Origin of the sequence: Pseudomonas aestuarii (assembly GCF_027988105.1) — a bacterium.
Taxonomy (GTDB): domain Bacteria; phylum Pseudomonadota; class Gammaproteobacteria; order Pseudomonadales; family Pseudomonadaceae; genus Aquipseudomonas; species Aquipseudomonas aestuarii.
On record NZ_JAQJZJ010000013.1, the window covers coordinates 1 to 13,419 of the forward strand.

At 54.7% G+C, this 13,419-nt stretch carries 13 protein-coding genes; 7 read left to right on the top strand and 6 right to left on the bottom strand.

Annotation, left to right across the window (positions count from 1 at the left end):
* On the bottom strand, positions 1–803 hold an 803-nt coding region (locus PH586_RS21430; RefSeq protein WP_271349837.1), incomplete at its 3' end, for a hypothetical protein.
* Between the two features lie 672 nt (positions 804–1,475).
* Between PH586_RS21430 and PH586_RS21435 the strand changes: the two genes are divergently transcribed.
* The 5 genes from PH586_RS21435 (at position 1,476) to radC (PH586_RS21455) (ending at position 5,480) form a co-directional block, all read left to right on the top strand.
* On the top strand, positions 1,476–1,805 hold the full coding sequence (locus tag PH586_RS21435; protein ID WP_271349838.1) for a hypothetical protein: 330 nt from the start codon (positions 1,476–1,478) through the stop codon (positions 1,803–1,805).
* Positions 1,806–1,875: 70 nt separating this feature from the next.
* The gene (locus PH586_RS21440; RefSeq protein WP_271349839.1) at positions 1,876–2,844 is read left to right on the top strand and encodes a DUF932 domain-containing protein; all 969 of its coding nucleotides are present in this window, start codon (positions 1,876–1,878) and stop codon (positions 2,842–2,844) included.
* 79 nt (positions 2,845–2,923) lie between these two features.
* Positions 2,924–3,928, top strand: coding sequence for a YqaJ viral recombinase family nuclease (locus PH586_RS21445; RefSeq protein WP_271349840.1), 1,005 nt, complete (start codon positions 2,924–2,926; stop codon positions 3,926–3,928).
* A gap of 80 nt (positions 3,929–4,008) precedes the next feature.
* On the top strand, positions 4,009–4,935 hold the full coding sequence (locus tag PH586_RS21450; RefSeq protein WP_271349841.1) for a recombination directionality factor: 927 nt from the start codon (positions 4,009–4,011) through the stop codon (positions 4,933–4,935).
* Positions 4,936–4,982: 47 nt separating this feature from the next.
* Positions 4,983–5,480, top strand: coding sequence for a RadC family protein (gene radC, locus PH586_RS21455; RefSeq protein WP_271349842.1), 498 nt, complete (start codon positions 4,983–4,985; stop codon positions 5,478–5,480).
* A 293-nt stretch (positions 5,481–5,773) separates the two neighbouring features.
* Here radC (PH586_RS21455) and PH586_RS21460 read toward each other — a convergent pair whose 3' ends face one another.
* Genes PH586_RS21460 through PH586_RS21480 form a run of 5 tightly spaced genes read right to left on the bottom strand, consistent with a single transcriptional unit; the run spans position 5,774 to position 12,587 of the window.
* A complete protein-coding gene (locus tag PH586_RS21460; protein ID WP_271349843.1) occupies positions 5,774–6,337 on the bottom strand; it encodes a condensin complex protein MksE in 564 nt (187 codons plus the stop codon).
* Positions 6,321–7,727 carry a hypothetical protein gene (locus PH586_RS21465; protein WP_271349844.1) on the bottom strand — a complete coding sequence of 469 codons (1,407 nt, stop codon included), beginning with the start codon at positions 7,725–7,727 and terminating at the stop codon, positions 6,321–6,323. Before PH586_RS21465 ends, PH586_RS21460 begins: the two co-directional genes overlap by 17 nt.
* Complete coding sequence (locus tag PH586_RS21470) at positions 7,724–10,675, bottom strand: coiled-coil domain-containing protein (protein ID WP_271349845.1); 2,952 nt, start codon at positions 10,673–10,675, stop codon at positions 7,724–7,726. The genes PH586_RS21465 and PH586_RS21470 overlap by 4 nt, the downstream gene beginning before the upstream one ends.
* On the bottom strand, positions 10,675–11,490 hold the full coding sequence (locus PH586_RS21475; protein ID WP_271349846.1) for a hypothetical protein: 816 nt from the start codon (positions 11,488–11,490) through the stop codon (positions 10,675–10,677). Before PH586_RS21475 ends, PH586_RS21470 begins: the two co-directional genes overlap by 1 nt.
* 59 nt (positions 11,491–11,549) lie before the next feature.
* On the bottom strand, positions 11,550–12,587 hold the full coding sequence (locus PH586_RS21480) for an IS630 family transposase (protein WP_271349847.1): 1,038 nt from the start codon (positions 12,585–12,587) through the stop codon (positions 11,550–11,552).
* Between the two features lie 88 nt (positions 12,588–12,675).
* On the opposite strand from PH586_RS21480, the gene radC (PH586_RS21485) reads away from it, so the two are divergent.
* Complete coding sequence (gene radC / locus PH586_RS21485) at positions 12,676–13,173, top strand: RadC family protein (RefSeq protein ID WP_271349848.1); 498 nt, start codon at positions 12,676–12,678, stop codon at positions 13,171–13,173.
* A 9-nt stretch (positions 13,174–13,182) separates the two neighbouring features.
* Complete coding sequence (locus tag PH586_RS21490) at positions 13,183–13,365, top strand: hypothetical protein (protein WP_271349849.1); 183 nt, start codon at positions 13,183–13,185, stop codon at positions 13,363–13,365.
* The last annotated feature ends 54 nt before the right edge of the window (positions 13,366–13,419 follow it).

The following is a 13,419-nucleotide window of genomic DNA, read 5'->3' on the forward strand; positions in this document are numbered from 1 at the left end:
TTCTTTAAGGCCTGGATAGTTGTACGGTGATCTTGTGGAAAATAGTAGGAAATAGGTCTGAGGTGTCTGACGCGCCATCTTGGCCAAGATCGCTTTCCGCTGAGCGCCGTCGAAGGACGTGGATCATCGTATTCTATCTGTATCGAAGCGTTGCTCACGGTATCAATATACTCGGTATAGCTAGGTTGGCGATCAGTAACATCAGAAATATTGAAGTGCAGGCGAGCAGCACAAAGTGCATTTTTCATGGGTACAACTGGAATCGACCGTGATGCACCCACACCAAAACGCTGATCTACGGTGCAGTGAATGAACTGCTGTACGTTGGTGACTCTGTCGTATGCGGTAAGTCGGCCAGCATTTTTACGTAGCGCATTGCTTAGGTTACCAATCTGGTCAGCAAGTATGTTATCAGGTTCTATTTTGCATACTTTGTACAAAACACCTTCTAATAACCTATCGATACACTCACTGCTTTTAAGAATGGCGGCGTAATATCCTGGCAACTTTTCTTTGCTCATGTATCGTACAACTGCTGATTGCAAGCTGTCATGATAAACTTTATTAATCAATGCCAGTTTGATTTCCCTGTTGCTGTTGAGGCCCGCGACAAGCTTCGCTGCAGCTTTGAACTTCTCTGAGTTTTCAATCTTTTTCTTTCGCTCATCTGATTCATGTGCATGATCCAAATCGCACTCCCATTGACCACAGTGGCATTGGCTCCCGCCAGTTAGAAGACGTCCAACTCCTGCAGCCCGCTCCAGCGGCGTTAGGCAGTTATCATCCCAGCTATCTGAGCTCAACCTTTACCCTCCTTAGAATATATCGCTGCGTAATTTTGCATAATCTCACGGCCACTGAATCAGGTAAACCCAATACAGCCGGTAAGTTGGCCCTGAATATGTAGGCCGTGATCGGCTATTCTGGGCCGGTGGTGGTAAGTCGTGACAGCTACCTGCCAACCGTTACCAGTATCGGTGAGGGTAGGACGGACTATCTATATTGGGTCGATTTCAGTTGGTTCCGGCAGGCAGCTATTGGCCGACTGCTGCCAGTCACTAACGGCGGAAGCCGCCCCGTAGCGGACGGTGGTCACCGGCAAAAATCGGCCAATTGCGCGCAAAACACAGACCTCGCACCTCCATTTCGACCTGATGCACCTCACGGGAGTTTGAGTCGGGCCCTGGCAACTCAAATTCAGCCTGACTACGCATAAACCCTCAGCCAGTTTGCAGTCCGGCAATGCTTGAGCTACGCCCTCTCGCGCGACCCGCTGTAGAAGGCCGCAACTTTTAACCTTAATTTACAACAACTTAGTTCGAGATAAAGACGTGGAACGCTCATCGGCTAGCGACGGCCGGGCCGCCTGTTTGGTATCTCATTCAAAATAAATTCAAACCTATATCACTCGAATGAACGCTCAGCGATGAGTGGATCGTTAAGCACTTACGCGTGAAATAGAGAGGAATTTGCATATGTATACCCCATGCCCTTGCTGCAACTCAGGACGTGTCATAACGAAAAATATCGGCCGAACAACCGGGGGCGTCATCGGCTCTGTTGGTGGAGCCGCTAGTGGAGCTGCTGGTGCTTTGTCAGGTGCAGAAATCGGAGGGGCTCTGGGTGTTGTGGGCGGCCCCGTGGGCATAGCCCTCGGGGGTATTGCCGGCGCGATTCTTGGCGGGCTGTTTGGCGGTGCAGCGGGAGGTTTGGCCGGAGCAACAATTGGCGAGCAACTCGATGAGCGCGTACTGAACAACTACGAATGCTTGGAATGCGGACACACGTACAGCGTTAACAGCTGATCCAGCTAACCCATCCAGCATCGGCCCCCACGATGCTGCGCTCTTCCCCCTTGAGCAGGAGCAACTCTTCATGGCCCATCTCGTCGAACAAATGGCTTACGTTGGCGCAGCACCCTGGCATGGCCTGGGCAGTCGCCTTTCACCCAAACAACCGCTGGAAGTCTGGCAACGTGAAGCCGGTATGAACTGGCAGATCCAACACAGCCCGGTGCACTTCAAAGCCGACACGGTTGGCAACCTGGGCACCATTCACTCCTTCCCGGAACAGAAGGTGCTGTTCCGCTCGGACACCAAGGCACCGCTGTCGGTAGTCTCCAGCCGCTACCAGATCGTGCAACCCGGCGAGGTGCTGGAGTTCTACCGCGATCTCACCGAAGTCTCCGGCTATGAGCTGGAAACAGCCGGCGTACTCAAGGGCGGCCGCAAGTTTTGGGCCTTGGCCCGTACAGGTCAATCGACCGCATTGAAGGGTAACGATCAGGTCAACGGCTACCTCCTGTTGGCGACATCCTGTGACGGCACCCTGGCCACTACCGCCACCCCAACCACCGTTCGCGTTGTCTGCAACAACACCCTGACCATCGCCCTGGATGGCACCACCCGAGCGATCAAGGTGCCGCATAACACCCGCTTCGATCCCAATGCGGTGAAGAAGCAACTCGGCATCGCCGTCTCGCAATGGGACGAGTTTATGTTCCGCATGCGTGCGCTGGCCGACCGCAAGGTGCAATGGCACGAGGCCATGGGCTACTTCATGAACGTGTTGTGCGAAGTCAGCCCGAACAGCCAGTTGCCGGAGGTACTGCCCAATGAACGGGCGCTGCGCAAGGTGCAGGCGCTGTACGAAGGGCAAGGTCGCGGAGCCACTCTGGAATCGGCCCGCGGTACCGCCTGGGGGCTGCTCAATGCCGTGACCGAGTACGTCGATCATGAACGTCGGGCGCGCAGCAACGAGTACCGCATAGACTCGGCCTGGTTTGGCCAGGGTGCGCAGATCAAACAACGTGCGCTGGATGCCGCCCTGCAACTCGCAGCCTAACTCCTTACTTCCTCACACCCAATAACGCCCGGTCAGCCTTGTGCTGCTCGGGCGTTTTTATGCCCGCAAGGTGACCGTTATGAAAGCCAAGAACCTGAATAGCAGCACCGTAAAACCTCGCCCGGCCCTGCGCCTGGTCAACACCAAGGAACTGCCGCGTGAAGACTGGCTGGCCGTGCGTAAGCAAGGCATTGGCAGTTCCGACGCAGCAGCGGCCGTCGGCCTCAATCCCTACAAGTCGCAACTGGAGCTGTGGCTGGAGAAAACCGGCCGCGATACCACGCTGCCCAAGCTTGACCCACACGACGAGGAAAGCCCGGCGTACTGGGGCAACATCCTCGAACCTATCGTTGCCTGGCATTACAGCAAGCGCACCAGCAACCGCGTGCGGCGCATCAACGCCGTGCTGCAGCACCCTGACCCTGAGTTGTCCTGGATGCTCGCCAACATCGACCGGGAGGTGATCGGTGCGGACGATGTGCAGATCCTCGAATGCAAGACCGCCGGCATAAACGGTGCACGCCTCTGGAAGGAAGGCGTGCCCGAGTATGTGCAATTGCAGGTCATGCACCAGCTGGCGGTTACCGGTAAGCAGGCGGCCGATGTGGCGGTACTGCTCGGTGGCCAGCACCTGGAGATCCATCGCATCGAACGGGACGAGCAGATGATTGCGCGCCTGATCGACCTGGAGCGCAAATTCTGGGCGTGCGTGGTAACCGACACTCCGCCGGCTGCCGATGGTTCAGCGTCAGCAGACGCCGCCCTGCGCTGCCTCTATCCCGAGGATAACGGTCAGGTGATGGACTTCAGCGCCAATCCAGCGCTGTCGATTGCCTACGTGGAGCTCAAAACAGTACGCAAGAACATTGCCCAGCAAGAACAGCGCGAAGCCCAACTCAAGCAAACCCTGCAACAGGCCATGGGCGAGGCCACCCGAGCGGAGTTCTCCAGCGGCTACATCAGCTGGAAGAAGTCCAAGGACAGCGTCGGGCTGGATGTGGAGCGCATGCTCAAGGACAAACCCTACCTGCAAGCTCGCTACAGCAAGGTCAAGGACGGCAGTCGCCGCTTCCTGATCGCCTGAATCCAGCCATCCACTCTCAAGCCACCCGGTTAGCTCGCTGACCCGGTGGCTTTTGTTTATTCAGATAAAGGAAAACCACCATGCTCAAAGGTCTGGCTATCACCCCGCCGGTGCTCGGGCGTATCTCCATCGGCAAGGTCGTCGAGAAAAACGGCAAGCGCCTGCCGGAGAAGGACGATCAATTCACCATCACCTCGCAAGTCCAAGGCCGGGAAGGCTGGCTGCTGCACCCACTGAACGACGAGCTGCGCCAGACGCAGGAAGACAAGCTGCGCAGCATCCCGATTCGCTTTCTGTTCAATGAGCCGGATCTCAACTTCCGCGCCGACTACACCCTGTTCGATCGCAACACGGGGCGTCCGGTGTGCGTCGGCAACGGAGAAACCTGCAAACGGCAATGTGAGGATGGGGTCAAGTCCATGCCCTGCCCCTCGCCGGATGCCTGTCCGCTGGCCAAGGGTGGCGCCTGCAAGCCTTACGGGCGACTGAACGTGGTGATCGGCGACGATGACCCACTCGGCAGCTTCGTGTTCCGCACCACTGGCTTCAACAGCATCCGCACCCTGGCGGCGCGCCTGCAGTACTTCCAAGCCATCTCCGGTAATCGGCTGGCGTGCTTACCCCTGGAGATGCGTCTGCGCGGTAAGTCCACCCGGCAGAGCCACGGCACGCCGATCTTCTACGTCGACATCACGGTCCGTGGTGGCCTTTCGCTGGAGGCAGCGCTGCTCGATGCACAGCAAACCGATGAAGTCCGTCGCAACGCGGGCTTCGATCAAGAAGCACTGGATCGTGCTGCGCGGCAGGGCTTCAACAACGGGGCATTCGAAGACAGCGAGGAAGATACCAGCGCCATCGTTGAAGAGTTCTTCTCCGCTCCTGGAGAGGAAACCCGTACCACCGCACCCACCACCAAACCTTCAGCCTCGGCCCAACCTTCACTCGCGGAAAAGCTGGAATCCAAAGCCCTGCAGAACAGCAGCGGGCAACCTGACCGCACCCACTAACCATGCGCCCACCTTCACCCAATGCCTTCAACCTCAGGAGAGTACTGATGAAATATCACAAGCTCAGGGCCGGTGAAGCGACCGGCACCTATGTCATGGAGTCGCCGGTTACGGAAGCCGACATCCTTCGCATGGCCCAGCAGTTCGCCAGCAAGCGATTGGCCAAAGGCCGGCTGCTGGCCGATCCGCAACACGTATTCAGCCACCTGCAAACACTGCTGCAGCACCACGAACACGAAGTCTTTGCCCTGCTACTGCTCGATAACAAGCACCGGGTAATCGGCTTTCGGGAGTTGTTTCGAGGCACCCTGGACGGCGCCAGCGTGTATCCACGGGAGGTCGTCAAGATTGCCCTGGAGCACAACGCAGCTGCAGTGATCCTGGTTCACAACCATCCCTCTGGTGATCCGGAACCCAGTAGCGCTGACCGTCACCTGACCACGACACTCAAGGACGCACTCAATATGGTCGGCACCAGGACACTGGACCATATCGTCGTCGGCAGCGAGGGCTGCGTGTCGCTAGCTGAACGGGGGTACCTATAATCCCTAAACTCTCACCTTACCGATAGACCGCCTTGGTATCAGCCAAGGCAGTCTATCGGTAAGGTTTCACCCACTAATTTTTTGCCATGACCCAGCGACCGCATTCAGCTTCGCCTGCAGACATGGCTACCATCACCAAAAGCCTTGGCAATCGCTAGGTGCGAGGCCGGGTATCAGCGTATAGACCAAACGCTTGCACTCGTATGGCAAAGCCCCTACGTTGGTCCACTCATTTGCGGACCAGCAGTTTGCTAATTTTCTAAAGCGGCGCTTCACAATAGCCCAGCCATAACTCAAGCCACCATCACTACCCCAGGCTCTGAATTACTGTATTTGAACACGTCGTCAAAGAACGCTAATCCAGCATGAGTCAGCACCAGATTGCCTTTAGCATTCCTGTAGGTGATCCCACGCTGCTCGAGATTTTTCCTAACTGCAGATGCAAGAACCTCCCCTTTCATGTTGCTGGCAGACATGACGTCTTGCTTGTCTTCTCCCTTCCCGATCTCCTCCATGATCCCATCAGACACACCAGCTTCACCGTCACGCAGAATATCAAGCTGGTAGCCCAATTCATGCAGTCCACGGGCCAGGATCAGCAGCAGAACCTGGATCTTCCTGACCACCTCGCTGTACTCCTCATCGCGCTCGACTGAACGAATGTAGATAAAGCCATTGCGCATTACCAACTCAAAGCCGATGTTCAGGTACAAGGGTTTGTAGCTCTGATCGTAGCTATTGAGAACCTCTTCGAAGAGCGGGTTGGGTTTTACTTCACCATTCTCGTAGGTGTCTCTGTTGATTACCTTCCCCGACATCAACTCTTTGTAGATGGCCTGGCTAAGCTGTTGTCTCACTATCCTGCTCCTCGATCCTCAATTTGTAATAGGTCAGCTTCTGCCTGTCGTCCTCAATGACTCCTAGCTGAAATCGAGGGATTAGCACGATGTCCTCTCGGTGCTTTAGCCAAGACACGCCTTCTACTAGGTCAGCAATTTCGTAGTCGCTGATTTTCTGGATCAGATGTGTGTGAAGCGACGCATGGGCGTCAGGCCCAGCCTGAACAGGCCACTCATCTATCAGCCTCCCAATTAGCTTTCGACGCACATCTGAAGCACGTCTGGCTTTGAGCACATCCTCTCCAGCCGGCTCAACAGCCGTTGTCGTTACACGGATATTATTGAGCGAATCCAGGCTGCTTCTCAGATGCTCCTGAAGGTGAAGCCAATGGTCTACGTTGTGCCATTCAATCTTGCTTTCGGCTCTCTGCCTCCTCAAGCCTTTGAAGGTAGAGAAACGTTCAAGCACCTCATGGTCCATTGGTATGAGATTGCCCCTAAGCTTTCCGTCATGGAGCTCCCGGCATGCAACCAGCAAGTCGTTGAAAACACTCTCGACCTGATCGTACTCACGGCGCTGACGTTCATTCTGGTGAACATAACGCTGCAGGGATTTGCTGATGACCTCCACGTCATAGCGGTACGAACGAATGGACGCCACTGCATAGAGAACCTGTTGGCCCAACTTTGGCAGCTTGGCATCGCGAAAAATTTCAGATATCCGCAGCAAGGCCGTGAGTGCCGGTAAGCCTTCCTTCAAAGGTTCCCTCTCATTGAGGAACTGCAATGTGGGAAGAACATGCCTACCGTAGATTCGGGTGATCGCCTGCAAAGCGCCGCGCGCCTGCTTCACCTCGTCGAGGTTCTCAAGGCTCATCCCTTCAACGATCTCAGCCAGACGAAGTGTCTGTCCCTGAAGGCTGTCCACGCTTTCCTTGATCTTCCCTTGAGCGTAGCGGATGCGCTCCCGGAGTAGCTTAAGCTCATCCTCGAACGTGTCGTTCCCCTGCTCAATCACTGTCAAATCGCGAAGCTTTTCAAGACTATCGTTGAAGCTGTCGCACAGCGCCTTAAGATCGGCGCTACTCAGCTGCCGAAGACGCGATTTATCAAAGTGGCGAAATAACTCGATCAGAAACGGGGCGAAAGCAATGACTCCTCGCTTAGTATCATGGTGCAATATAAGGCTTGCCCGGACGAGGTTACGCACGTCGAAGGCCGCTTCAATTTTTTGCCGATCGGACTTATTGTCTCCCAGCGAATCAAGCAGCTTCATTACCGTGGATTCGTACAGGCGAGTGGGCACCTCTTCACCAGCCGAGCCTTCATCCATGATGTCGATAAGATCAAGAAAAATATGCTTGTGCTCGATCATGAGCATGACCGTTTTGTCTGCTGCAACGATCATCCTGCAGTGATCTCCACAGCATCATCGGCGGAATCTTTTTTTGTTCTCAGCGACTCGCTTTCACCTGTGTAAATCACCCTACGCAAGTGGCTGTACGTTCTGTCTGTGGCAAGAAAATGCGAAAGATCGATGTAGTTTTCGATTACTTTCGCAATAGTGGACGTCGGCTCCGGTGTTGCCCCGAATAGCACGAACCCTTCTGACTCAGCGATGCCACGCGCAGCCTTCAGATTCAAGTGGCTCAGATTCGACAGCTCGTCCATCACCAATGGCAAACAGATCTGTGTATTCGCAACCAGCAGCCTGCGCAGAAGGATCGATAGCAAACGGCAGTTGATCATTGCCGTAGTACCGTTGGACTGATCCTCTTCGGTGTACTTGTCATGCCCACGCTTGCGGTACCGGTATCCAACCCGATCTATCAGCAGACTCATATCCAGGGTGGTCCCCCGGCGACCACCGTTAACAAAAAACTCGGTGCAGAAAGCTCGTAACCGTTCATACAAACGCTTCTCGTGGAGCCCGGTTGTCATGAGATTTATGGAATCAATATCGACCAACAGCTCTTCGAAATGGGGATTCAATACGCAGTAGATCTCGATCGCCTCGAGGTCAGACACACTGAACTCCGAAAGCTGGACATCTACCTCCTTCTCGAATTCCTTGATCATCCTTCTGGCGTGTCTGATTTCGTCGATTTGAATAGAGGTATTCGAGTTATGCGCGGTAACCTTTGACTGGTAGGTCTGCTGCTCTCCTTCCAAGGTGCCAAACATCGCCGCGAAAGCTTTCCGACAGCTACGCATACGACCTAAGTCATGGAAAGCATGGTAGCCAAAGTCTCTGCCCTCCTCCTCCAGCAAGTTACGTTTCAGCAATTCATCCAGGGCCACTTGCAGAGCTTCTCGGCTCTTGGCTACCTCAGAAGCGAACTGAGAAATGTCCTTGATCTGGTTGGGATGAAAGGACGTATCGCGAGCTTCCAGCTTCATTTGGCGGATCGAAAGGAATCCTAAAGTGATCTCTGCAAGGTTGCGAATCTGCTCTAGGTAACTGCGCAGGTCGTCGTTTTCCTTCCTCACTCTGGCAAGCACTTCTTTTGCGCGCTCAGCGTCTATTGCTAGGTCCTCCAGCTCGCCGGCGGCATCCGCTACACTCTTATGTAGCTTGGCCAACTCTACCGTCTGCCCCCCCACCTCAAGGTCCAATGCTTTCTGCTGGTCGCGCATGTAGCCATGCCGACTGAGCAGTTGAACATCTTCATCAGTTTCAGTCCGCTCGCGGTTCAGTTTTTTGGCCTTATCCCTGGCCTGCTCGGCAGTCAATTTACTGTCATCGTTTAGGCGTTGAATGAGGTCATAGCAGTCCTTGATATCATCATCCAGCTTGATCAGGTCTTGCTCGTGCTGCCTCCTTGCTCTGGTCGGGTCGAAAGACATGAAACCGAATGAGGTCTCCTCGCTCAAGAAACTGATGAAAGAATCTCGCTCTTGGAATAGACAGCCAAACTCTTTGATGGCTTGCTTCTGGTCAGGGTTGAGTCGAGGAGTCAGGTTAGTGAACAGCGTCGAGTTCAAGCTACTCAGCACCGACGCACTGTGACGATCGACCTGCTCGAGAACAGTCTCCACATGCTCATCAAGGATTTTTCGGAGTTGGTCGCGCTGATGGGTAAGACTGTTCTTACTCCTGATTGCTTGGGCTAGTTGTTCAGCGCTCTGGGCCTTGTTTGTCAGGGTCTCGACCTCTGCGGTCAACTCTGCTGAAAGATCGGATAAGAGCTCGCGGACCTCATGCTCTGTTTTGCCAGGGTAACGCCGAAGAATCTCGCTGACCTTAAATAGCTGCTTTTGGGCACTTTCCAAATCCTTCTGCCGAAGATTAAGTGCTCCTGCAAGCTTCAGATACTCAGCTTTGACCAACCCGTGATGCTGCCTTTTCGCAGAGTGAGCGGCCTCAAGAGCCTGATGTCCCTCAGACGCAGTCTTCACCTCATCAAGAATGCTGGACTGCCTTTTTGCCAAGGCATACTCAACATCGACGATATTCCGAACGATCAGCTCGGACTTCGTCTCAAATTGCTGGAACTGGCTATCAAAGAGCTCCCAAGGCTTCCGCGCGCTTTCTATGTCCGCCAGGCGATCACCTTCTTTTTTCAGGCTCTCATAGTCATCAAGGATCTCGCTGAGACTGACACTCAGCTCTGCATTCTTCCGGTCCTTGTCTCCTTCGATGATCGTGGCGATGGTATCCGGCAGAGTGCGGCGGTCCTTTGCACCGATATCGAAGGCAAGGTGGATAAGCATCTTCCACGCGTCGATCTCACGTGCAGTACCGCCATTCCGTAGAGGCAGCAAACAGAACCGGCCTTCCTCACGGTTCAGTGCGTGTTGGCCGAAGAGCCGCTGGCGGATGACAGTCCCGTCGTTCATTGCCTCCCCGCCCCGAGCTCTCAGATCCGAAAGCACGCCAGAAAGTGAGATACCTTCTATCGGAGCCCCCATGCCCCCATTGATGGGCGACTCAAGGTCCCAAAATAGATGCTGGATGTCGGCATACACGCAAGGTACTGCCATGCGGCCGTATGAGAATGGTCGATTCCCACGGTGCAGTACCAGGCAGAACGGGCCGTGCATGTTCTCCGCTTCGAGGATGATGAAGGAGTGATTTTCCGGGAAGTAGTAGCTGTAGCTAGCGTCAGTCGAGTAGTACGTCCCGGCCGGGCCCTTGAAGGCGAATTTCTTATCGCAGCTCTTGAAGTTTTCGTGTGGCAGCAAAAAGAGCTTCAATGCATTCAGCATTGAGGTCTTTCCAAGGTTGTTCTGGCCACACAAAGCGGTGTGCTTGTCCACGCGGATTACGGTGTAGGCATAGGCAGCACTGTTAACAAAAATCAGTCTGTGAAATTTGTATATGTCCTGGAACGCGTAGGAGTCGCTCAACATCATCAGTCCCTTGTCGTTGCCGGCATCAAATAGGTTTCCTGCTCTAGCGCTCTATGAGAGCCTCGCATAAATCCGATCAGCTCATTGGTTTCCTTGGACAGACCAACAAACTCTAGAAGATCATGTCTCGTTTGCTGATTTAGTAAGCATTTGGAAGCGCTTAATCTGTGGGCGATATCATCAGGGTACACAAACACAACCCTGTGCCCTTCTGGCAACCCTTTGAGAAGGGTTCGATACATCGTCAGCCCGCCTAGGTCCGCATCAAACAAGCAATATAGCCTCTGGTACTGACTGAGAAATGGCATGTTCAACCTGCTGGTAATCTGATTGCCGGCACCGAAAATGAAGTCGAGATTTTCATTTTGCTCAGTTACTCCGCAGTCGGCCAGGATGTCGACGGTCTGTTCGAGAGCTAGGAAGTTCTCGAGATTCTCCACCAACAACGCTGCTGGTCGGGGAGTGTTAGGCGCATCCCATCCGTGCTTGCTCAGAAGAACCACGCTTGGATGTGGATGGACCACGCTTCGTGTTATCAAAATCGAGCCACTTACTGCTACTGCGTGGCTATTTCCATCGAAAGCGGCACCAATACGGCCCGTAACTTCTGATGGGGCGTGTTCACGAAGCAGCTCAGCAAAGCGGTCCTCACGCAAGACAGCCACCTGATAGCTGCTCTTTCCGATTTTCGACGCTGAAAACGTGTCGTGCAGATAGCCTGCACCCTTGCCCTGCTTCCTCAACTCCTTAGCAAAAACCTCGAAGTTGATCGGATGACCGGCGCTGATTGAGCTCAGGTAGCGGTAGATATTCGACATTGCATTCCTTGTGCTCTGCGAAACAAGTGAATCCCTATTTATTCGGCCCGTAAATAGTTTCAGGCGGCATACTTGACGAAAGGATCCTGGAAGAAGGATCTGATGCCTTCTGGCTTGGCCTCCAGCGCGGTCATGTGCTCAACGGCGGCAGCCTGCAATTTGGCTTTCGTGCGGACAGGCACTTTGCGTCTGATGACGTGCTTGAGATCGGCATTCAACCGTTCCTCCGGGTTCAACTCGGGGCTGTAGCTGGGCAGGTAGAACACCTCCATTTTGGCTGCGTTCTCTGCCAGCCAGGCCTTCACCGGCTTGCAGTGATGAACGCCCAAGTTGTCCAGAATGAGGAAGATTTTCTTGTCCGCATCCTTGACCAGAGATTCGAAGAACTCGATCAGGCGCGCGTGATTGAAAGCGCCATCAATGATCATCCAGCGTGCCTTGCCTTGGTTGGTCACCGTGGCGATCATCGACAGCTTCTGGCGTGTGCCGCCCACCGCCAACGTCACCGGCGTTTTGCCTCTCTGTGCGAAGCTGTGCCCTCGCACATCGGTATTGACCAGCGCCGTCTCGTCGCCCCAATGAATCTCGGCGCCTTCGGCCTTGGCGCGTGTGGCGATCTGCGGGTACTGGGTATCGAGCCACTTCTGAACGGCCACCGGTGACTGCTCGTACGCACGCTTGATGGGCTTTTGAGGGGTGAAACCCCAGCGAGCAAGGTATTTGCCCACCGAACGCACATGGAGCACCACGCCGTACTCCCGCTCGATCAGTTGCATCACGGCCGCACGGCTCCACAACGCAAACTCCATCTTCAACTGCTCAGGGCGTTTGTCGCAGATTAGGCGCTGGATGGCTTGCTCTTGATCTTCGGTCAGCGCGCGATCTTCTCCGGGGCGTCGACCCCGGGTTCGCGGCGCCAGTCCTGCGGCACCAAGTGCTTCGTAACGCTCAATGGTTTTGCTTACGGCGGGGTAGCTCAGGCCAACTTCTTCGGCAATTTGCGTGCGGCTTCGCCCGCGCTTGTAGGCGCGGATGACTTGCCTGCGGCGCTCGTGTTGTTCAGCTGGGCTGAGCTTTCTGGCATCTTCTTTTTCCATGTGCAGAAGATGCCGCAATTCCCCGCATAATTCAAACTATTTGCGGGCCGAATCTATAATACCGGCCAGCCGGCCCATGGAGCACACGATGAAACTGCACAAGCTTAAAGCCGGTGAAGCCACTGGCACCTATCTGATCGAGTCACCTGTGAGCGAAGCCGACATCCTATTAATGGCCCAGCAACTGGCCAGCCAACGCCTTCGCCGGGGCCGATCGCTCACGTCGCCAACAGCGGTGTTTAACCATTTGCAGACGTTGCTGGGCGACTATGAGCACGAGGTTTTCGCCTTGCTGATGCTAGATAGCAAACACCGGGTGCTGCAGTTTCGGGAGCTGTTCCGTGGAACCTTGGACGGAGCCAGCGTCTACCCAAGAGAGGTCGTCAAGATCTGCCTTGAGCAGAACGCTGCCGCAGTGATCCTGGTGCACAACCACCCCTCAGGTGATCCGGAGCCTAGCCAGGCTGACCGCACTCTGACGCGTAAGCTTCAGGATGCACTGAATCTGGTTGAGATTCGAACGCTCGACCATATCGTGGTGGGCCACGAAGGCTGTGTGTCGCTGGCTGAGCAAGGCTACCTGTAAGGAGACGATATGAAGCTACTGCTACGCACCCTCGCCGCAGTATTCGTATTTGCCGGCATCTTTGCTGGCTGCCTGTCAATATTACTGCTGGTGGTTCTGATGGTGCGCTTTCCACCGCTGCTGATCGTTGTAGTGCTGGCCTGCTGGATTTTCAACCGACTGGCAAGAGCTTCAAAGTCAGCACATCAATAGGAACCTTGGATCGCATGGGTAGCTAAAAGGCTACTCATGCGACCGTCAGGTGAT

What these genes read in the sequence shown, in the direction of transcription:
- PH586_RS21435 (WP_271349838.1), top strand. Translation starts at nt 1,476, where the DNA reads ATGTATACCCCATGCCCTTGCTGCAACTCAGGACGTGTCATAACGAAA.
- PH586_RS21440 (WP_271349839.1), top strand. Translation starts at nt 1,876, where the DNA reads ATGGCCCATCTCGTCGAACAAATGGCTTACGTTGGCGCAGCACCCTGG.
- PH586_RS21445 (WP_271349840.1), top strand. Translation starts at nt 2,924, where the DNA reads ATGAAAGCCAAGAACCTGAATAGCAGCACCGTAAAACCTCGCCCGGCC.
- PH586_RS21450 (WP_271349841.1), top strand. Translation starts at nt 4,009, where the DNA reads ATGCTCAAAGGTCTGGCTATCACCCCGCCGGTGCTCGGGCGTATCTCC.
- radC (WP_271349842.1), top strand. Translation starts at nt 4,983, where the DNA reads ATGAAATATCACAAGCTCAGGGCCGGTGAAGCGACCGGCACCTATGTC.
- PH586_RS21465 (WP_271349844.1), bottom strand. Translation starts at nt 7,727, where the DNA reads ATGATCGTTGCAGCAGACAAAACGGTCATGCTCATGATCGAGCACAAG.
- PH586_RS21470 (WP_271349845.1), bottom strand. Translation starts at nt 10,675, where the DNA reads ATGATGTTGAGCGACTCCTACGCGTTCCAGGACATATACAAATTTCAC.
- PH586_RS21475 (WP_271349846.1), bottom strand. Translation starts at nt 11,490, where the DNA reads ATGTCGAATATCTACCGCTACCTGAGCTCAATCAGCGCCGGTCATCCG.
- PH586_RS21480 (WP_271349847.1), bottom strand. Translation starts at nt 12,587, where the DNA reads ATGGAAAAAGAAGATGCCAGAAAGCTCAGCCCAGCTGAACAACACGAG.
- radC (WP_271349848.1), top strand. Translation starts at nt 12,676, where the DNA reads ATGAAACTGCACAAGCTTAAAGCCGGTGAAGCCACTGGCACCTATCTG.
- PH586_RS21490 (WP_271349849.1), top strand. Translation starts at nt 13,183, where the DNA reads ATGAAGCTACTGCTACGCACCCTCGCCGCAGTATTCGTATTTGCCGGC.